The following is a 20,557-nucleotide window of genomic DNA, read 5'->3' on the forward strand; positions in this document are numbered from 1 at the left end:
TTATTAAAGACCGAAAAAATGAAATTTAACTTTGAAGACCATCCTCACAGACGATACAATCCACTAACAGGTGAATGGATTCAAGTATCTCCACATAGAGCGAAGAGACCTTGGCAAGGACAAGTAGAGAAGATTGAAGAGGAACAACGTCCGGAACACGATCCAGACTGTTACCTATGTGCGGGTAATACGCGTGTAGGTGGTGAAGTTAATCCTGATTATAAGGATACATTTTCTTTCCAAAATGATTTTGCCGCTTTATTAGAAGATATTCCTTCTGGAGAAGTAAACGAACATAACGGTTTGTTTAGAGCAAAAAGTGAAAGAGGTCTATGTAAGGTGATTTGTTTCTCACCTCGTCACGACTTAACTATTCCAGAAATGGAAGTAGGCGGAATCCGTAAAGTGGTTGACTTATGGTGTAAGGAATATACTGAACTAGGTGAAAGAGATTACATTAATCACGTTCAAATTTTTGAGAACAAAGGTAGTGTAATGGGTTGTTCTAACCCTCACCCACATGGTCAGATTTGGGCACAAGAATCTGTTCCATTGGAGCCTGCTAAAAAAGCAGTCAACCAAAAAGAATATTTCGAAAAGCATGGTAGAACATTGCTTTCGGACTACATCAAAGTAGAAATTGAACAAGGCACTCGTGTAGTTTATGAGAACGAACACTTTGTTGCACTTGTACCTTATTGGGCAGTTTGGCCTTTCGAAACAATGATCGTTCCTAAGAGAGCAGTTTCAAAGATCACTGACCTTACTGAAGAAGAAAAAGATGCTTATGCAGTTGCTTACAAGCAATTAACTGTAAAGTATGACAATATATTTGAGGTATCCTTCCCTTACTCTGCTGGTATTCACCAAGCACCAACAGACGGAGAAGATCACCCAGAGTGGCATATGCACATGTGTTTCTACCCTCCTTTACTTCGTTCTGCAACAGTGAAGAAGTTTATGGTAGGTTACGAAATGCTAGCAAACGCTCAAAGAGATATTACAGCAGAAACTGCGGCTGCAAGAATCAGAGAACAATCTTCTGTGCATTACAAGCAGCGTGAGTTGGCTGAAGATAACAATCGTTAGTTAGTAGTTTAGTTGGGCAAATCATTGTTTTTACTATGATTTGCTTCTTTTTTAAAAAGTTGTATCTGGACAATACAGCTTTAAAATACTAAGGGAGTTGGTTTTAGGACAGTAAATTTCATTTTCATACGGACAAACTAAAAAATACAGTACCAACTCCCTTTTTTATTCGAACAAAAACTTATCAATTATATATCATGAAAAAGAAAATATTAGTCACTGGAGGTTTAGGGTACATCGGATCTCACACTTCAGTAGAATTAATCAATAAAGGTTTTGAAGTAGTAATTGTCGATAATTTATCGAATTCAGAAAAAGGAGCGTTGGATGGCATCGAAAAGATTTCAGGTGTTAGACCCACTTTTTATGAGTTCGATTTATTGGATTCTGAGCAATTAGATAATTTGTTCAAAACAGAAAAATTAGATGGTATTATCCACTTTGCCGCATCAAAAGCTGTGGGTGAATCGGTAGATAAACCACGTTTATATTACAGAAACAACCTTCAAACGCTACTGAACCTATTGGATGCAATGGTAGCACATGGAGTTGACAATATTGTATTCTCATCATCTTGTACTGTATATGGTCAGCCAGACGTGCTTCCTGTTACAGAACAAACTCCAGTACAACCTGCTTTATCACCTTACGGTAATACGAAGCAGATTTGTGAAGAAATTTTGAGAGATACTGTTGCAGCAGATGCAAATGTAAAAGCTGTAGCACTTAGATACTTCAACCCAGTGGGTGCTCATGCTTCTGCTGAAATTGGTGAATTGCCACTTGGTGTTCCTCAAAACCTAATGCCTTTCATTACACAAACAGGTGTTGGTAAACGTGAAATGCTTAGCGTATTTGGTGACGATTACGATACGAAAGATGGTACTTGTGTTCGTGATTATATCCACGTTGTTGATTTGGCTCAAGCACATATCGTTGCATTAAATCGTATGATTGAGGGGAACCAAAAATCAGAGTACGAATTCTTTAATGTAGGTACTGGTACTGGTTCAACAGTATTAGAAGTCATCCAATCTTTCGAGAAAACATCTGGTGAGAAATTAAATTACAAGATTGTCGAAAGAAGAGCGGGAGATATCGAAAAAATCTATGCAGATACTACTTTCAGTAACAAAGAATTAGGTTGGTCTTCGGAAAAAACATTAGACGACATGACTTCTTCTGCTTGGAAATGGCAATTGCATTTAAAAGAAAAAGAGGCTGAAACAGTCTAAATTTATAAGACTTTAATAAAAAGCAGATTTCGGTCTGCTTTTTTGGGTTCTATATAACAATATACTAAATGTGATTTTATAAATTACCGTGTGTTTCAAAGAGGTGTTGCGAAACGTTTTGTTTCCCATAAATGAATTCTGTTCAAAAAGTGAAACTCCTCTAAAATAGATGGTTAAAACTAAAATCGTCAAACATTTTTTACTTCAAATGAAATGATATAATGGAAACTACTCAAATTAAAAAACAACATTGGGGTGAGGTAGCAGGAAAAGAAGTGTTCTTGTATACGTTGACCAACTCTGCGGGTTCTGAATTACAAATCACGAACTACGGAGGTATTATTGTAAGCTTCAAAACAGCTGATAAAGATGGTAACATCGGTGAAGTTGTTTTAGGTAAAGATACTTTAGAGCAATATCAAGAAAACCCTAGTTACTTGAACGTAATTGCGGGACGATTTGCCAACAGAATCTGTAAAGGTCAGTTTACTTTAGATGGCGTAGATTATCAATTGGCCGTTAATAATGGACCAAACTCTTTACACGGTGGCGCAAAAGGTTTCGATACTAAAGTATGGGAAATTGTTGAAGAAGGTGATCAATCACTTACCATCAAACACTTTAGCCCTGACGGTGAGGAAAACTACCCTGGTAACTTAACTGTTGTAGTTACTTATACCCTATCTGATGATAACGAGATTGTTATTGAGTATGCTGCTGAAACTGATAAGAAAACAGTAGTAAACTTAACGCAACATGCGTATTTCAACCTAAAAGGTGAAGGTTCTATCGTTGATCATGTATTGAAATTGAACTGTAATGCTTTCACTCCTTACGATGAAACTTGTATCCCTACAGGTGAAATCAGAGATGTAAAAGGCACTCCGTTTGACTTCACTTCTCCAAAAAGAATTGGTGATGAAATTGATTCTGAATATGAGCAAACTCAATTCGGTATTGGTTACGATCACAACCTAGTAATTAACAAACCTCTTGGTGAATACGGTCTAATTGGTGAAGCTTATGAAGCGACTACAGGTAGAGCTATGGAAGCTTACACCACAGAACCTGGTATTCAATTCTATACTGGTAACTGGCTGGAAGGCGATCTAGGAAGAAATGGAGAGAAATTGATTAAGAGACAAGGATTCTGTTTCGAGGCTCAGCATTACCCTGATTCTCCTAACAAACCGGAATTCCCATCTACGGAGTTAAATCCTGGTGAAACATATACTCAAAAAACAGTGTATAAGTTCTTCACAAAATAGATATACGAGTTAATTTTTCAAAGAAGAGCCATCCCAGAAAGGGTTGGCTTTTTTTATATTTCTAGTATATTTATGCTTCTAAAAAGTAAACTATTTGACAAACATGAAAGCTCTATTTCTTTTTTTATTATTGTTTCCACTCATTATTTCTGCACAAATAACTGATCAAAGAAATAAATTAGTATCACAAAAGTTTTCTCTCAAAATATCAGTTCAAACAAAAGAGAATGAGAAAAGAGATATTTCTGGTAAATATGTAAAAGGCACTTTACATCTAAAAAACTCTAAACTTACAGGTTACATTAAAATCAAAGAATCATTCGGTACGAGTACTTATAAAAGTAAATACGATACACTTAGAAAAACAATGTACTATGAGTCTGATTCTATGACCATATGGGATCTTTTTAAAAATAAATATCGACTTTTTCATATAACCGGTTTTGAACAAAAAGTGCTATTTAAACCCACACTAGATGCACCCTCCCAACAACTTCAAGCTTACAGGTGTAAATCATTTATAGATGAAAATCAAAACTATTTCGGAATAGTAAAAATACCTATATCCGACTCTAAAAAAATGAGTGTTTTTAGCTATAGGATTGTTCATGGAGTAATTGATATGTATACAGTGAACTTTAATAACAAACAGCTTTTTATAGTTAAAAGAGATTATTTTGAACAAATATTGACTACATCAAAAACAGAATTGAAAGAGGTGCTTACACATCTATTCTACGATGATCCAGAACTAAAAAAAGAAATTGATAAGTATAAAAAACGATTTACTAAAGAGTATATCACTTCCATGATTTTAAAGTACAATCAAAAGCATAAAAAAGAACTAAATACGATTAATTAAACATCAAGATTTCTGTTTCTAAAAGTCTATATTTTAGTTCTTCTTTATTGATACATCAAACGATTTTTCAACGATTAATTCATCCTTTTCATCAAATGCACGTATTGTATATTCTCCCTCAATCAATTCCTCCAAGCTATCAAAATGCCACCCTAAGAATATGTTGGAATGACTAAATCCATTCTGCTTCCATTCTGTTAATCCTTCTTCTAACCTTCCACTTTCTAGTTTTATAGGATGAGATATTTTTACTGTGTGATTCAGAATAGTCGAAGATTTATCATAATCATTAGATGTGAAACGTAATCCAACATAAGATTTTAAAGGTACTTCTACTTTTTCTGTCTCTTTGATTAATATCGGTTCAATGGTGGTTTTACTTTCAAATCTTTCTTCTGGAGTAGTAACTCCTAACATTTTATATAACCCAAAATCGACAATTTTATACCTTTCATTATTCACCTTTAATTGATATTTATCGATCAAAAACCTTGCATGCTCCCTAAGTTTTTTAGTGTGATGTCCTTTAAATTCTAGGATTTTGTGATGATACTCTTTAAGATGCACCATAATCGATAACATCGTTTTCTGGATCTCAATACTTTCTTTTTTAATTAAATTAATAGCATCTACTTTTTTAAAAATCTGGTAATAAATATTAGGCTGCGACAACTTCTTATACTTAATAAAATACTTAAATATTGTTGCATACTCCACCTTGCTATTTACTAGCATATTATAGTATTCTTGATCAAGTATATCTAAGTTTAAATCCAACGAATCCGCTGAAATAAGACCTAAAATATAAAGTAACCTAGATTGATAGATCAAAGGTAGTTCATCAAAAAATGTCTTGATAGGTACTTCTGAGTAATCATCATTTTGATTAAAGACCGTCTGATTAATTCCATACTTACAGATGCTTTGAATTTCATTTTCATCACCACCCAACATTAAAAATGAATTAATTGATCTTCTCCATTTTGTCTTGTAATCCACCTTAATATCATAAAGCATAGTATTTAGAAATGCTTCATTATTTTGGCAATCATTCCATTTGATATAATCACATAAAAAACCTTCAGCCTTTAATCTATTCTTATAAAATTCAGGAAAATTGTTGAAGATGAATTCTTTTTGAAGTTTTCTATCAAAATACTCTAGAAGTAACTCCGTTTGATTTTTTTCTGGTTTCGTCGATCCTACTACCTTTTTGGCCTCAGAAAATAATTGGTTTTGTAGTCGGTATGGAAGTTTATAAATCCCTTCCTTAAGCAGTTTTTGATTTGGGATACATTTGCTCTTAAAACTGTATGCCAATTTCCTTGTACCCTGCCAAATACCTAATAAGTTTTTATATTCCAAATCAGTTTTGGGATCACAAGATTGATAAAATTGTTTCATTTCCTTCTTTAAAAGACAGTACACTGATTGGGTTATATTCAAGAATAAATTTAGTATCAAATTCTTTGTTCATAATTATCTAATTGATAGTAAAAAAAGAAGAGAGAACATAGCTAGTTTTAATAGCTGTTACATTTCATGTCCTCCATAGAGGTATAGTTTGCTAAAATTTCAATAACTGCTTCTTCTGAAATGTAAAGACTATTAGGGTCGCATACGTAGTTTAAAAAATGTACTTCTTGGAGTACTTGTGTATCTAACATCATAAAAAAATTATTTGTTGATCAATAAGGTACAATACCTTATTGATAGTTAGTATTTATAGAGTAAAAATTAGTTTTTGGGCTAATAGGTATTGAATCTTGGATTATACTTGCTAATTAAGGTACTACACTTTTACATTGTTGTTTGTACAAATCCCTTTCAATCTGTTGTATTTGCCAACTCAAAAGGAAAAGTTGTTAGTCTACAACAATGAAGTATGTTTGATAAGTTAGAGTAATGCTAGTATTTGAATAATTGTTGGTTTCTAAATCATCGACATGTTCGTTTCTATAAAATATTTTTTTCTGGTATTTTAAATTTGTAATATATCTTTTGTCCAATTAATAATATTAGGTTGAAGTTAATATGCCACTTTTGTCATTATTGCTTCAACAGCAATAAATGAAACTAATAATGCAAAAGTGGCGTAGTCTACTCGACTTATTATATTGTCAAATAGTTTATGGGTAAGAAAAGTTAGTCAGTCTAATATTTTAATAGTATGTAATCAATTTTTATCTTAATTATATCTGCTTATTCGAATCTTTATCTGTTCGCCTTAATGATGATACAAATGTAAAAGGTCCGTTTCGAAAACATCAACTAAAATTTATAAGTGTAATGCATTAATTGATAAGTGTTGTATTTTATAAAAAAGTGTCATTTCAGAAGCGATATCCTTTAATAACTCATAATAGATTTTTAAATCAATTCTAGTCCCTCGATATTCAAGATAGATGAACACTATTTGACTAACGACAAACTATAAATGAAAATTTTTTATTCTGTATTACTACTGTTTCTTAGCTCATTCATATATGCTCAAAACTTGAGTAATGAATAATTTGAGGAGATAAATGATAGTATACGAAAAGGAGCGGATTGGTCGACAAATAAAAAAATTGATCGTTTACTCCTTAGTAATAGCAATACAAAGTATGATAGTGCAAGATTGCATTATTTAAAGGGACTTTTTGAGGCCGACAATAGTAATAATCAAGAAGCTACATTTTTTTTAAAAAAATCATTAACGTATTTCGTTGATGAAAACGACTTATTGTTCGAAGCTAAAATCCGTTTGGCTTTATCTCGTATTTACGCCGACGAAGAATTATTTGTTGAATCGAGTGCAGAATTATTTAAAGCCAGAAACAATGCCATCGAAATAGATGACAAGATCCTTACTGCAAAAATTTTAGAAAGCCTTGCACATCTCTTTTATAAACGGGGAGATATAGGGCAATCTTTAATTGAGTTAGAAAAAGTCATTCCTTATTATTTGGAATTTAATGATAGCGTAAAGCTGTCTAGAATCTGTAATAATCTAGCTGTACTGCATAAAAACAACGGTGATTATGAAAAAGCGATCGCCTATAATGTACAATCTTTGGATTACGGAATCTCTTATAACAACAAATGGGAAGTATCGCAATCCTATAACAACATTGGTACTAATTACTTAAATATGTATTTAGAAACCGATAGTTTACACTTTGCCGATATGGCTATTTGGTACTATAATAAAGCAGCAAAATTAAAGAAATTATATCCTCATAAATGGAATAATGCTTTAACTAATTTAGAGGAAGTGTATAATGCTTTGGGTGAAGGTGATCTTGCTGCACAGTACGAAAAAGAACTGATAAAACATACATACAACGATCCAAAGTATATGCAAATTATCTATCAGAAAAGTTTAAAATTTGCAATACTAAACAAAGAAACTGATAAGGCATTAATGTATTATTCTAAGTTGGATTCAGTTGAACAAATCTTAAAAGAAAAGATCTCTTACGATTTTGAACAGATGCTAAATACACAAAACCAACTGTTTGAGACAGAAAGAGAAAAAGCGAAAATAAAAAAGGAAGAAGAAGAAAAACGTTTAGAAGCTGAACGAGCTTTCGAAAAAGTTTTACTTACTTTAATAGCTGTTGTTGTGGGTGGTGTCATTCTCTTTTTGATATCAATGTTGTACTATAAAAACGTCAAACATAGAAATGAAAAAGAGCGAAATAAATTAAAAAACACCATACTAAGAAATCAAATGAATCCACATTTTATCTTTAATGTATTAACTGCAATACAAAATACATTGTTTGATAATGATCCTTTGATTACTTCCTCCTATATATCAAGATTTGCCAAATTAATTCGTCAGAATTTTGATTTAACTCACAAAGAAAAAATCACTTTGTCGGAAGACCTGAGTGCTTTAAATAATTATATTGAAACCCAACGTATTCGTTTTGGCAACAAGTTTAATTATCGTTTATCGGTTGCCGAAGAAATTGATATCGACACTTGTCAGATTCCTCCCATGATGTTACAACCTTTATGTGAAAATGCAATAGAACATGGTCTTAGAAAAATCCAAGCTGACGGATTCTTAGAAGTCAAAATTTCTAAGAAACAAAATAAGTTATTGTTCGAAGTAATTGATAATGGTGTGGGTTATCAAAAAACGATCACCGATGGAAAAGAACATTCATTTTCTGTTTTAAAATCAAGACTTTCCTTAGCTGATAAAGGCGATGAACTATCTCTTAAAATAGAAAACCGAAAGGATACAAAGGGAACTATTGTCCGTTTTTCTTATACACTAAACTAAACAAACATGATATACAAAGTAGTTATTATCGAAGACGAGTTTAATGCACAAGAGGCATTAAAGAAGATGCTTAAACTTTTGTATCCTTCTATTGAGATAGTGGGTGTATTTCCATCCATTCAGAAAGGGGTAAATTATTTAAAAACATCTCCTTCTATAGATTTAATCTTCCTTGATATTGAATTAGAAGATGGCAATAGTTTCGAGTTATTACAACAACTTACCGATATCGATTTTAAAATAATCTTTACAACAGGAATGGACACTTATGCTATTGATGCAATCAAACACAATGCTGTCGATTACCTCTTAAAACCCATTGATCCTCTTGAATTAAAGTCAGCTGCTGATAAAGCTTTTCATCAAATTAATGAGACAAAAAAAGCCAGAGAAATTCTCTCAAAATTTGAGGAAGATCAAAAAGTTAAACTGCAAAAAGTAATCGTAAAAACTTCTGATAATACTTATTTTATTGATGCTGAAACAATCATTATGTTTGAATCCGAAGGGGCTTATACAAAGATTACCTGTTTAGATCAAACCATTTTAGCCTCCAAGAACCTTAAGCATTTTGAGTGTATGGAAGAACTTCAATCCTTCATTAGAGTGCATCATTCCTTTTTGGTTAACCCAAAACATATCATCAATTTAAGTAAATCCAAAGTAGACTTATCCAACGGTCATGAGGCGAAAATTTCTGTGAGAAAGTATGGGCAAGTGGTGCAAAGATTGAATGAAAATAAGGCTTTCGTCTAAGTTTAGATAATATACAATCACATATTAAGTAGAAGGGGTAAATTATGCACTAAATTTTGGAATGAATAATAATATTGACTCCGAATAAGCTTGCTGAATAGTTTATTCTATTTCTTTAGGATTTTTCCCATGATTGCGTAAAACAATAACCAAAATAACTTGAAAGACTATTTGATTTTAACTAAAAAAAGGTGCCACATTAATTGAAGTGACACCCCATATATTTTCTCTAGAATTCAGGAAAATTTGAATCTATTTATTCTCCAAAGACTTCTTATTCTTTACATGTTTCTCCAACCACTGATCTTGTTCCCATAACAAGTGAAGAATACTTTCTTTCGATCTGTATCCATGACTCTCTTTGGGTAACATCACCAATCGAACAGTTGCTCCAAGACCTTTTAGGGCATTAAAATAACGTTCGCTTTGCATAGGGTAAGTTCCCGAATTATTATCCGCTTCACCATGCACCAATAACAAAGGTTGATTCATTTTATCGGCATGCATAAATGGCGACATTTTATAATAAACATTAGGTGCTTCCCAATAATTTCTTTCTTCGCTTTGGAATCCAAAAGGTGTTAACGTTCTATTGTATGCACCACTTCTTGCAATACCCGCAGCAAATAAATCTGAGTGGGAAAGTAAATTAGCTACCATAAAAGCACCGTAACTATGACCTCCAACGGCTACTCTTTCTCTATCGATATAACCTAAATTGTCAACAGCATCAATCGCTGCTTTTGCATTTGCAACTAATTGTTTTCTAAACGAATCATTCGGTTCTTCATCACCTTCTCCAACAATAGGGAAAGAAGCATCGTCTAATACAACATATCCTCTTGTCACCCAATACACCATAGATCCATAATAAGGATAGGTAAACTCATTGGGGTTTTTAGTGCTTTGTGATGCACTCGATTTATCTTTAAATTCAGTAGGATATGCCCACATAATCATTGGCATTTTCTCCTTTTTCTCCATATCATAACCCACTGGAAGATAAAGAGTAGCTGAAAGTTCCAAACCATCTTCACGCTTATAAGTAATCACTTCTTTGTGTACATCTTGAATACTTTTAAAAGGATTTTCAAATGCAGTAAGCTGAGTTAATTTCTTGTTCTTTATATTTCTGAAGAAATAATTTGGGTATTCTTTAGCAGATTCAATACGAACCAACAACTCTTTTTTCTTTGGATCATAATTTCTGATATCCTCAATTTTATCTGTGTACGAGGATTGATAAATACGTTTTGTTTGTTGAGTTTTGATACTCATTTGATCTACAAAAGGAAATTGTCCCTCTTTAGAAAAACCATCACCTATTCTAAATAATTGATCATTAACGATAGTCAATACTCTGCTACCCATTTCATTTCTTTCGGTAACAAAATTCCCTGGATCGCTATATCTATCTTGGTAATTTCTATCTGTTATTGTAATTGGTTTCTGAGAAGCATCCGAAGGATTAAAAAGGTACATTTTCATATTCCTAGTATTCCACCAATAATCATAAGCAACTGCTACTTGATCATTACCCCAAGAAACACCATAAGATCTATTAATGGTTTTTACTAAAGATTTACCTTCACCTTTAAAAGGTGCTTCCAGCTCAAAAATCTCATCTCTATATTCCACTTCATTTTCAGGATCACCACCATCAAGTGCCATCATATATGTAAGTGTAGATGGTTTATCATTTCTCCAACTAAAACTACGTTTACCTGTTCTTACGGCCATAAAACCTTGTGGTAGATCTTCTATTAATGGCACTTTTAAAAGTGTTTCCACTTCCTTACCTTCCTTCGTGTAAACCACGGTCTTCGATGGAAATCGGTTATAAGTGACTAAATATGAGAATGGCTTTTCAATAGTTTTAACCAAAACATAATTCCCGTCAGGAGAAAAATCTATAGAAGTATATAAATTCCCTTCCAACCATTTTTCTTTCTTACCATCTAAAGATACTTTGTACATATCAGACATCGCTAACTGCTCAAAGTTATGCTCATCATTTTTATTCTTTAGTAGGTCTTGATAGGTTCTATTCTGTGCTTTCTTACCATTATTTTCGGATATTGTTGGCCCAGTAGGTACAGCACTCTTCGTATTAATCAAAGCCTCTCTTTTTGATGATACCATTTTCACCAATAATGATTTACCATCTTCAAACCAATTGATCACATTACCCACATTTGCGTTCAAATTCGCATCGCTGAGCTTAGTCACTGTGGCCTTTTTTAAATCAAGAACCCAAAGCTCCACTCCCTCCAAAGTTGTATTGGTTAAAGCGATTTTTGTTTGATCGGGTGACCAACTAAAGTTGGTTAATTTTGGATTTTCAGGTAAGCCTTTTACCTCTAATAGAGTCGCTTTTTTATCCTTTAAACTTTTGATTTTTACGTTATTATAATAATTCACCCTACTTCCAATATTTGTTTTCGGATCAATTCTAAGTCCTCCTAAACGTAATTCTTCTTTTGATAATTCTTCAATAGATTTGTAAGAATTTCTATACAAAAGAATCATCGTTTCTTTGGCATCATCTAGCAAAACACTAGGTGCTCTTGGTACGTCTACAAGTTCAAGAATTTCTTCGGGTGGTTTTTGATAACCTAGGTTATCTTGGCATAAAGCATTCGACAGCATGAATGTAAAAATAATGCTTAGGAAATATTTCATCATCATTAATTTAGATAGTTGAAAAGAGAATACAGAGGGTTAGTCTATAGTTTCTGTATTTAAGTTTAAAATAATTGTGTTCAATATTAACATTAATAGATTACTATAACAAAGAGTACATAAATTTAAGTGCTGTATCTTAAAAAATTAAGATTTTTAAACATTGTCATTTTGATGAATATTATTGAGAAATATTAAAAAGTATAGATATTTGATCTATCATTCAATTCTTTAATTATGGATCAAGCTATAACATATAAAGGGAAAGTTGTTTTTATGAAGCTCTCGATGCCTTCTTTCAGTAGAACTTTAAAAAGCTATGTGGAAGATGAAGCTTGTTTTATGTTCCTAAATAAAGGGGAAGTGAATGTTAGAACGCAAGACGATTACCTAAAACTGAATCAAAATGTAGGGATGTTGGCGAAGTGCCTCAACTATTTTTTTGAACCTTCCCAAAATAAAGATGCTTGTAATGATGGTATTGAAGCCATTGGAATTTTCTTATATCCCTCCCTCGTTAAAGAACTTTTTGAGTTTGACTTATCCACATCTCAACATCAAGTCAATTATAATGTAAAGCAAGTACAGATTGATAAAATGTTGAATGTCTATAAGGAAAGCATCAATATTTTATTAGAAAATCCCGAACTTGCTGATGAAAGCATCGTAGAAACGAAATTAAAAGAATTTGTTCTATTGGCTAGTAAATCTGAAGGTGCTCCCTCACAACTCGATTTTTTATCTGCACTTTTTAAACCAAATGAGGTGGAGTTTAAAACCACTATCCAACAAAATCTTTTTGCCAACCTATCCTTAGACGAATTGGCATTACTTTGTCATTTAAGCCTCTCTTCTTTTAAGAGAAAGTTTATTGAAGTATATGGTGAAAGCCCCAAAAAATATATCAACCGAAAAAAAATAGAGAAAGCTGCCCAATTGTTACAATCTCCGGAATCGAGAATCTCTGATGTTGCTTTTGATGTAGGCTTTGATTCCTTGGCTACTTTTAATAGAAATTTCACCCAAGTTTTTGGACAATCACCTTCTAAATATCGCTTGAGCTAAAATGAGAAGTTTTTGAGCTGAACCGTAAAAAGTTTGGAAAACGATTTCCTGTACTTTGTATCATACAAAAACGAAACAAATACATGGAAAAGTCTAACGTATTAAAATCTTATTTAATTATCTCTGGGTTGCTCCTTACTCTCATCGGTGCCTCTACTTTAATTGTTCCAGCTGAAATGAAAAGTACAGCAGGTATTTTCATCTCTGACAACATCAACATTTTAAATGATGTAAGAGGAATGAGTGCATTGCTATTAGTAGTGGCCTTGGTGGCTTTAACAGGAGTATTCAATCAGAAAATCACCTACACTTCTAGTCTTATCACTCCCCTACTGTTTTTATCAATTGGACTGGGTCGAGTACTAAGCATACTTCTTGATGGCATGCCAGAAGCAAGTTTATTAAAAGCCACTGGTTTAGAATTAGTGTTGGGTACAATCGGAATCATTCTATTTCAAAAATTCAAATTAAAACTCTCTAAATAACTCATATCATGAACAAGACGATATTAATCACAGGAGCTAATGCGGGGATTGGTAAAGAAACTGCTCGTCAGCTTGCAATGAAAAAGGAAACTGAAAAAATTTATTTGGCTTGCAGAAATTTATCAAAGGCCGAAGCTGCTAAAAAAGAATTGGAAGCAGCTACAGGCAAGGACTTTTTCGAAATAGTAATTATGGATGTTTCTGATCCGTACTCCGTACAACATGCTGTCAAAACAATTACCCAACCTGTGGATGCTTTAATAATGAATGCTGGAGGTACGGGAGGTAAAACTCCCGAAAAATTAACCAAAGACGGGGTAACTATTTTAACCGCGAGTAATTTATTGGGACATGTCGCTTTAGTCGATGAATTAATCAAAGCCAATAAATTGAAAAATGTAGCCTTATTTGCCAGTTCGGAGGCCGCTAGAGGTATAAAGAAAATGGGAATGTTGAGGCCTGAACTGGAAACTTCCTCAAGAGAAGAATTTATTTCTGTATTTGATGGCAGTAAGTTTAAGGACAATTTTGATGCTTTTCAGATTTATGGTTGGATAAAATATGGAGGTACGCTTTGGATGTCATCTATGGCCAATAAATACCCTGATATTAAATTCTTGAGTGTAAGTCCGGGAGGCACAAGAGGCACACAAGGAATGGATGATCTATCCTTTATCAAGAAGATATTTATTAAACATATCGGTATGAAATTTATTATGCCTTTAATGGGAATGTCGCACTCATTGGAAAGTGGTGCTAAACGTTTCGTTGATGCGATAGGAAATCCTCAATTGAAAAGTGGGAAATTTTATGCTAGTAAGAAAAATGTATTGACAGGTCCTATTGTCGATCAAAGTGCAATTTGGAAAGATCTCGATAATCATCTTTATCAAAAAAATGCAGATGAGGCAATTCATACATTCTTAACTTCTTAAATAACAAAGATGTGTCTTCACTCTGAAAGGCACCTCATTCTTTTTCGCATTAAAAAATAAATTTTCACTATCTTAGCTAAATACTTACCATTATACATGAACAAACAATTCTTTTTACAAATAGATATGGTAAGTTCGACATCAATCAAAAGCTGAGTTTGATTGAGATTCTATCAACTACTCAAAATTTTTTTATGACTAACGACCAAGATAAAATTTATCAGCTCGAATATAAATTAGAGCAGCTAACTAAGAAACATCAAGAATTTCATCGGGAAATGAATGATTTGAAATTTGAAATCAATTTTCTGAAAAAATCTTTATCTACTTCTTCTGAAGAGGAAAAAGTAGTTACTCCAATTATAAAAGAAGCACCTAAAAGGGTTGAAGTGGAAGACTTTGATGTTGAAAAGGAAAACAAAGCACCTGTGCGTTCTAATCCTATTAAGCAAGCGATCAAAAAGCCTAGAGAGAAAACCGACTTTGAACGTTGGATTGGTGAAAATCTAATCAATAAAATTGGTATTTTAATTACTATTATTGGTGTAGCGATAGGTGCTAAATATTCTATCGACAATAACTTGATTAGTCCACTTACAAGAATAATCTTAGGTTATTTTGTGGGGTTAGGGCTAATGGGTTTTGGTATTAAATTAAAGAAAAACTATCTGAATTTTAGTGCGGTATTGGTGAGTGGCGCCATGGCTATCATGTACTTTATTACTTTTGCCGCCTATAGTTTTTACGATCTCATACCACAGATGCTCACTTTCGCATTGATGCTCTTATTTACCATTTTCACAGTATTAGCAGCATTAAATTATAACAAGCAAGTGATTGCTATTATCGGCTTAGTGGGTGCGTATGCACTACCCTATTTATTAAGCACTGGTACGGGTAATGTAGCCATATTGTTCTCCTATATTGCCATGATCAATATAGGTATTTTGGTCATTTCCTTTAAGAAATTATGGAAACAATTGTATTATACCACTTTTGTTTTAACCAATTTAATTTATAGTTCATGGTTTGCTTTTGCCTATCGAAACAAAGATGGTTTTGCCATTGCTTTTAGTTTCCTTATTATTTTCTTCGTCATTTTCTACATTACTTCTTTAGCGTATAAGTTAATCAACAAAGAAAAATTAGAGAAAGTAAACATAACGATACTATTAAGTAACGCATTTATCTTCTTTGGTATTGGCATGAACCTATTGGATAGATTCCCATCAACTTCAGATTATTTGGGTGTATTTACGCTGTTTAATGCACTAATTCATGCAGGTGTCGCCTTCTTTATTTATAAGAAAAATTATGTCGAAAAATCATTATTGAAACTGATTGCAGGATTGGTTTTAATCTTTGTGACTATCACCTTCCCTATTCAATTAGATGGAGAATGGGTTACTTTATTTTGGATTGGTGAAGCTATATTGCTATTCTGGTTGGGTCGAAAAATGCAGATTTCTTACCTGGAAAGGTTTTCACATCCACTTATTCTATTGTCATTTATTAGTTTGGTAAGTGATTGGGAAGGATCATATTATAGATATAATGCTGATTTCACTCAAATCTTTAATATTCATTTCTTTACCAATCTGTTCTTTGTTGGAGCCTTTGGTTTCATGGTCTATTTGATGATGAAATCAACATATAAAACCACTTTAAAAGAATCTTCCTTCTTACATACTGTGGTTAAGAATGTAATTAGTGGGGCATTTTTATTTGTGCTTTACTTTACTTTCTATTTAGAAATTGATTATCATTTCAATCATTTATTTGAGTCTACCGCTATAGATCAAATTGGAGAAGAAAATGCTTATAATCCTAAAATTTACAACTATAATATTAGCACATTAGGAGGAGTTTGGTCGTACATTTACACCTTCATTTTTGTCACAGTATTGAGTCTTATAAATGTATATAAGATCAAGGATAAAAAACTTTCAAATATTTCATTAGGACTTATAGGATTTACTTTACTCTCCTTCTTAATCAACGGATTATTATTGATCAGTGATTTGAGAGAAAATTATATCCTTAGAGATGAATCTGAGTATTTTATTATATCAATTTTTAATATTGTAATACGATACATTTCTTTCGTTTTCTTAGGCGCTACATTGTATGCAGGATACAAGCTAGTTCAACAAAATTATTACAGTGATAAAATTCGTCTAATCGGGAATGGAATTTTTCATTTTGTTGTCTTATGGATATTGAGCAGCGAATTAATTCATTGGATGGATCTAGCAGAATCCACCCAATCGTACAAACTTGGATTAAGTATTCTTTGGGGATTGTATTCTTTATTTATGATTAGTTTGGGTATTGGTAAAAACGTGAAATACCTAAGACTTGGAGCGATTTTCTTATTTGGTATCACCTTATTAAAACTCTTCTTCTATGATATCATACATCTGAATACGATTGCCAAAACCATCGTTTTTGTCTCATTAGGAATACTATTACTTATCATTTCATTCTTGTACAACAAATTCAAACACAAAATTACTGATGAAGTTTCTAACTAATTTAATCGTCTTATCATTTATCAGTTTTTCTGTCTTTGCACAAAAAATTGATCAGTTTAATTACAAGAATAAATTAAATGGTATCCAAGACCAATGGCATAAAATTGAGCTGACGGATGATATCATTGGGCAGACAAATCAAAAACTTTCCGATATCAGAGTATTTGGGATAACTTCTGAAAACGATACAGTGGTTGCTCCATATATCCTAAGTTTCCAACCTAAAAAGGAAATCATCAAGAAAGTTGACTTCAAACGTATTAATGATACACATGATACAAATCGATACTATTATACTTTCTTATTGAAGGACAAAGAAGCCATCAACCAAATCAAATTGGATTTTGGATTAGAGAATTTCGATTGGAAGGTAAAATTAGAGGCGAGTCAAGATCAGAAAAAATGGTTTACAGTGGTGGAGGACTATCGCCTGTTATCCATCAAGAATGATCAGATGGAATATAAGTTTACAGACATAAAATTTAAAGATGCCCACTACCCTTATTTCAGATTAAGTATTAAAACAGATGAAGATCCAACTTTAACATCGGCCAAGATCAATAGAAAAATAATTGAAGAAGGTGATATCAAAACGTTTCCAATTGCGAATTATAATGTGATCGATCATAAAAAAGACAGGACTACAGAAGTTAGTATTGATTTTGGCAAAAAGGTTAGAATTAACCACCTCTCTTTTAATTTCGAAGAGGACTTTGACTTCTATCGATATGCCACTATCAAATATTTATCGGATAGTGTAAAGACCGAAAAAGGCTGGAAGTATAATTACAAAACTCTAAAAGGTTATACCTTTAATTCTGTTGAAAAAAATGAAGTTAATTTTAAAAGTACTACCCTTCAAAAATTAAAAATAATCATTTATAATAAGCAGAATCAACCTATACAGTTTTCTTCAGTAAAAGCATCTGGACATCATTATCACCTTACTACTCGATTTATAGAAGAGGCTAATTATTGGGTGGTTTATGGTGGCAAAAATGTGTATGCCCCGGATTACGACATTAAACATTTTAAGAAGAATATTCCCGAAAATATTTCTACTTTGGAAATGGGTCAACAAGAAGAAATTAAAAAAATTGACAAAGTAAAGGAAGAAGCTTTGTTTGAAAATGAAATATGGCTTTGGGCAATTATGGGTGTAATGGTAGTTGTTTTAGGAGGTTTTGCTGTGAAGATGTTGAAATCGGAAAGTTTATAACCCTATGAAATCTTTATGGATACTACTCCTCTGTTCTTTTTCATTTATATCGTTCGGTCAAGAAAACGATCCACTCATCGATGAAGACGATATAGCAGAAAAAGAATATGATAGTATGTTTTATCACCCTTATGAAATTCCTGCTCAACCTGTTTGTGGTTTAGAAAGTTTTTTTAATTCATTACAACAAAGAGTTGAAGAAATAAAACCAGATAATTTCCCTGAGAATAAAAAAGGAAAAGTTCATATCTGTTTTACGGTAACTGAAAGTGGAAAAATAGAAGACCCTTATGTAATTAAAGGATTAAATGCTGATGCTGATAGTTTAGCTATAAATGCTTTTCGACTTATGAAAACCGATTTTATACCCGCTATTATTGTCAACAAAAAGATAAAAAGTAAACTTTGCTATACAGTTCGTATTAATTGATACATTTTTGTAGTAATGAACGCATACATACAAAAATTGAATGATAAGCAATCAATGTTCTACTTATGTACTTTTTATTTGTAGCATAAATTGTTGAACATTATCAAAAATGAAATGAAATTACAAAGCATTTTTTTTAGCTTCTTTATTGTATTACTAATAAGCTGTAATTCATCAAACCAGATAGCAAAAGATACTAAAACAAAACAACCAAACATCTTATGGATTTTTGTAGAAGACCTATCTCCTTATATTGGTTGTTATGGGGATTCAGTAAATAAAGATCATACGCCAACTATAGATGGTATGGCATCAAATGGTGTTTTATTTGAAAGAGCTTACGCCACTGCTCCGGTCTGTTCAGCATCAAGATCAGCAATGATGACTGGAAAAATGCAAACAACAATTGGAGTACATAATCATAGAAGCAATAGAACTACAGAAGGTGAAGTTGTTCCCGAAAACTTAAGAATCCACCTGCCTGATTATATTCAGAAAAGTGTTCCTGAAATGATGAGAGCTGCGGGATATTTCACTTTTAATAGCGGAAAAGACGACTATAATTTTCACTACGATAGAAGATCGTTCTTTAGTGTAGGGACGAAAAGTGATTATGTTGCTGGTATGAATGGATGGCAGGGTAATGTTGCTGAACATCGCTTGTCGTTTACAGAAGATACTTGGAACGCAAGAAAAGATAAGGATCAACCTTGGTTCGGACAAATTGAACTAAAAGGTGGTAAAGAACAGAAGACAAAACTCTTGGCAAAAGATGCTATTTTAGGGTTGGATGATGTACCACTTCCTCCTTATTTCCCTGAAGTGGAGAGTCAGAAAAAAGCATGGGTGAAACATTACAACAATATCAGAACGACTGATATTAAAGTGCAACAAATCTTAGATCTTTTAGAAAAAGATGGTGAGCTTGAAAATACAATTGTCTTCTTCTTTTCGGATCATGGAAGTAACACTTCTTTACGTCATAAACAATTCTGTTACGAAGAAGGCGTACATGTTCCTTTAGTTATTCAGGGTAATCATCCTTATCTAAAATCAGGTGTTCGAAGAAAAGATATGGTTTCTCTGCTAGATGTTTCTGCTACCACTTTAGCCATGGGTGGCATCCAAATTCCAGCATATTTTGATGGTCAGGATTTGTTCTCAAAAGATCATAAAGAAAGAGAATATGTGATTGGTGCAAGAGATCGTTGTGATTTCACTATCGATAGAATTCGTACCGTAAGATCTGATAAATACAGATACATCAGAAATTATTTTACAGATCGACCACTTATGCAACCTAGTTATAGAGATCGTCAGGGTGTGGTAAAAGATATGCGTAAACTACATGCAGAAGGAAAACTAACGCCTTATCAAGATGCATTTTGGTTTGGAGAACGTCCTGAAGAAGAACTTTATAATATGGAAAAAGATCCATTCCAAATCAATAACTTGGCTCAAAACACTAAGTTTAAAAATGCTTTGATTGAGCATAGAACTGTCTTAGAAAAATGGGTGAAAGAAACAGATGATAAAGGGCAATATCCAGAAGATCCTCAGCAGTTAAAAGCTACTTATGACCTTTGGAAAGAAAAGCCTCAGTTTAAGAATGCGAAGGTGAATCCAGAGTATCATCAGTTTATGTAAAACTAACTTCAAAGACATAAAGGCTGTGATTACATTCATTATTTAGTAATCACAGCCTTTAATTTTTATAA

Annotated in this window: 16 protein-coding genes; 13 read left to right on the forward strand and 3 right to left on the reverse strand. The window is 32.7% G+C overall.

Annotation, left to right across the window (positions count from 1 at the left end; genetic code table 11):
* Positions 1–18: 18 nt before the first annotated feature.
* The 4 genes from KMW28_RS27510 to KMW28_RS27525 all read left to right on the forward strand — a co-directional run bounded on the left by KMW28_RS27510 (position 19) and on the right by KMW28_RS27525 (position 4,454).
* Positions 19–1,089 carry a UDP-glucose--hexose-1-phosphate uridylyltransferase gene (locus tag KMW28_RS27510; protein WP_169665540.1) on the forward strand — a complete coding sequence of 357 codons (1,071 nt, stop codon included), beginning with the start codon at positions 19–21 and terminating at the stop codon, positions 1,087–1,089.
* A 197-nt stretch (positions 1,090–1,286) separates the two neighbouring features.
* Positions 1,287–2,324, forward strand: a complete 1,038-nt coding sequence (galE, locus tag KMW28_RS27515) for a UDP-glucose 4-epimerase GalE (RefSeq protein WP_169665542.1) — start codon at positions 1,287–1,289, stop codon at positions 2,322–2,324.
* A gap of 221 nt (positions 2,325–2,545) precedes the next feature.
* Positions 2,546–3,592 carry an aldose epimerase family protein gene (locus KMW28_RS27520; RefSeq protein ID WP_066215489.1) on the forward strand — a complete coding sequence of 349 codons (1,047 nt, stop codon included), beginning with the start codon at positions 2,546–2,548 and terminating at the stop codon, positions 3,590–3,592.
* Between the two features lie 103 nt (positions 3,593–3,695).
* On the forward strand, positions 3,696–4,454 hold the full coding sequence (locus KMW28_RS27525) for a hypothetical protein (RefSeq protein WP_169665544.1): 759 nt from the start codon (positions 3,696–3,698) through the stop codon (positions 4,452–4,454).
* A gap of 33 nt (positions 4,455–4,487) precedes the next feature.
* Here KMW28_RS27525 and KMW28_RS27530 read toward each other — a convergent pair whose 3' ends face one another.
* Positions 4,488–5,858, reverse strand: a complete 1,371-nt coding sequence (locus KMW28_RS27530; RefSeq protein ID WP_169665546.1) for a hypothetical protein — start codon at positions 5,856–5,858, stop codon at positions 4,488–4,490.
* A gap of 119 nt (positions 5,859–5,977) precedes the next feature.
* Positions 5,978–6,124, reverse strand: a complete 147-nt coding sequence (locus tag KMW28_RS27535; protein ID WP_215585928.1) for a hypothetical protein — start codon at positions 6,122–6,124, stop codon at positions 5,978–5,980.
* Positions 6,125–7,074: 950 nt separating this feature from the next.
* Here KMW28_RS27535 and KMW28_RS27540 point away from each other — a divergent pair.
* On the forward strand, positions 7,075–8,733 hold the full coding sequence (locus KMW28_RS27540) for a tetratricopeptide repeat-containing sensor histidine kinase (RefSeq protein WP_169665548.1): 1,659 nt from the start codon (positions 7,075–7,077) through the stop codon (positions 8,731–8,733).
* A 6-nt stretch (positions 8,734–8,739) separates the two neighbouring features.
* Positions 8,740–9,489: a LytR/AlgR family response regulator transcription factor gene (locus tag KMW28_RS27545; protein WP_169665550.1), complete on the forward strand. Its 750-nt coding sequence runs from the start codon at positions 8,740–8,742 to the stop codon at positions 9,487–9,489.
* A gap of 252 nt (positions 9,490–9,741) precedes the next feature.
* Here KMW28_RS27545 and KMW28_RS27550 read toward each other — a convergent pair whose 3' ends face one another.
* The gene (locus KMW28_RS27550) at positions 9,742–12,174 is read right to left on the reverse strand and encodes an alpha/beta hydrolase family protein (RefSeq protein WP_244994571.1); all 2,433 of its coding nucleotides are present in this window, start codon (positions 12,172–12,174) and stop codon (positions 9,742–9,744) included.
* 234 nt (positions 12,175–12,408) lie between these two features.
* Between KMW28_RS27550 and KMW28_RS27555 the strand changes: the two genes are divergently transcribed.
* The 7 genes from KMW28_RS27555 (at position 12,409) to KMW28_RS27585 (ending at position 20,486) form a co-directional block, all read left to right on the forward strand.
* Positions 12,409–13,236 carry a helix-turn-helix domain-containing protein gene (locus tag KMW28_RS27555; protein WP_169665552.1) on the forward strand — a complete coding sequence of 276 codons (828 nt, stop codon included), beginning with the start codon at positions 12,409–12,411 and terminating at the stop codon, positions 13,234–13,236.
* A gap of 83 nt (positions 13,237–13,319) precedes the next feature.
* Entirely contained in the window at positions 13,320–13,721 is a 402-nt protein-coding gene (locus KMW28_RS27560) for a DUF4345 domain-containing protein (protein WP_169665554.1), read from the forward strand.
* Positions 13,722–13,729: 8 nt separating this feature from the next.
* Positions 13,730–14,656, forward strand: coding sequence for an SDR family NAD(P)-dependent oxidoreductase (locus KMW28_RS27565; protein ID WP_169665556.1), 927 nt, complete (start codon positions 13,730–13,732; stop codon positions 14,654–14,656).
* A gap of 194 nt (positions 14,657–14,850) precedes the next feature.
* Entirely contained in the window at positions 14,851–17,190 is a 2,340-nt protein-coding gene (locus KMW28_RS27570) for a DUF2339 domain-containing protein (protein ID WP_169665558.1), read from the forward strand.
* The gene (locus tag KMW28_RS27575) at positions 17,174–18,409 is read left to right on the forward strand and encodes a DUF3999 family protein (protein WP_169665560.1); all 1,236 of its coding nucleotides are present in this window, start codon (positions 17,174–17,176) and stop codon (positions 18,407–18,409) included. Before KMW28_RS27570 ends, KMW28_RS27575 begins: the two co-directional genes overlap by 17 nt.
* A 4-nt stretch (positions 18,410–18,413) precedes the next feature.
* Complete coding sequence (locus KMW28_RS27580) at positions 18,414–18,839, forward strand: energy transducer TonB (RefSeq protein WP_169665562.1); 426 nt, start codon at positions 18,414–18,416, stop codon at positions 18,837–18,839.
* Positions 18,840–18,953: 114 nt separating this feature from the next.
* Positions 18,954–20,486, forward strand: coding sequence for a sulfatase family protein (locus tag KMW28_RS27585; protein WP_169665564.1), 1,533 nt, complete (start codon positions 18,954–18,956; stop codon positions 20,484–20,486).
* Positions 20,487–20,557 lie beyond the last annotated feature (71 nt).

Origin of the sequence: Flammeovirga yaeyamensis, from assembly GCF_018736045.1 — a bacterium.
Classification (GTDB): Bacteria; Bacteroidota; Bacteroidia; order Cytophagales; family Flammeovirgaceae; genus Flammeovirga; species Flammeovirga yaeyamensis.

Excerpts from the sequence above, each read along its gene's own strand:
- KMW28_RS27565 (WP_169665556.1), top strand. The coding sequence starts at position 13,730 with ATGAACAAGACGATATTAATCACAGGAGCTAATGCGGGGATTGGTAAA.
- KMW28_RS27545 (WP_169665550.1), top strand. The coding sequence starts at position 8,740 with ATGATATACAAAGTAGTTATTATCGAAGACGAGTTTAATGCACAAGAG.
- KMW28_RS27525 (WP_169665544.1), top strand. The coding sequence starts at position 3,696 with ATGAAAGCTCTATTTCTTTTTTTATTATTGTTTCCACTCATTATTTCT.
- KMW28_RS27560 (WP_169665554.1), top strand. The coding sequence starts at position 13,320 with ATGGAAAAGTCTAACGTATTAAAATCTTATTTAATTATCTCTGGGTTG.
- galE (WP_169665542.1), top strand. The coding sequence starts at position 1,287 with ATGAAAAAGAAAATATTAGTCACTGGAGGTTTAGGGTACATCGGATCT.
- KMW28_RS27575 (WP_169665560.1), top strand. The coding sequence starts at position 17,174 with ATGAAGTTTCTAACTAATTTAATCGTCTTATCATTTATCAGTTTTTCT.
- KMW28_RS27555 (WP_169665552.1), top strand. The coding sequence starts at position 12,409 with ATGGATCAAGCTATAACATATAAAGGGAAAGTTGTTTTTATGAAGCTC.
- KMW28_RS27580 (WP_169665562.1), top strand. The coding sequence starts at position 18,414 with ATGAAATCTTTATGGATACTACTCCTCTGTTCTTTTTCATTTATATCG.
- KMW28_RS27550 (WP_244994571.1), bottom strand. The coding sequence starts at position 12,174 with ATGATGAAATATTTCCTAAGCATTATTTTTACATTCATGCTGTCGAAT.
- KMW28_RS27535 (WP_215585928.1), bottom strand. The coding sequence starts at position 6,124 with ATGATGTTAGATACACAAGTACTCCAAGAAGTACATTTTTTAAACTAC.
- KMW28_RS27530 (WP_169665546.1), bottom strand. The coding sequence starts at position 5,858 with ATGAAACAATTTTATCAATCTTGTGATCCCAAAACTGATTTGGAATAT.
- KMW28_RS27510 (WP_169665540.1), top strand. The coding sequence starts at position 19 with ATGAAATTTAACTTTGAAGACCATCCTCACAGACGATACAATCCACTA.
- KMW28_RS27520 (WP_066215489.1), top strand. The coding sequence starts at position 2,546 with ATGGAAACTACTCAAATTAAAAAACAACATTGGGGTGAGGTAGCAGGA.
- KMW28_RS27570 (WP_169665558.1), top strand. The coding sequence starts at position 14,851 with ATGACTAACGACCAAGATAAAATTTATCAGCTCGAATATAAATTAGAG.
- KMW28_RS27585 (WP_169665564.1), top strand. The coding sequence starts at position 18,954 with ATGAAATTACAAAGCATTTTTTTTAGCTTCTTTATTGTATTACTAATA.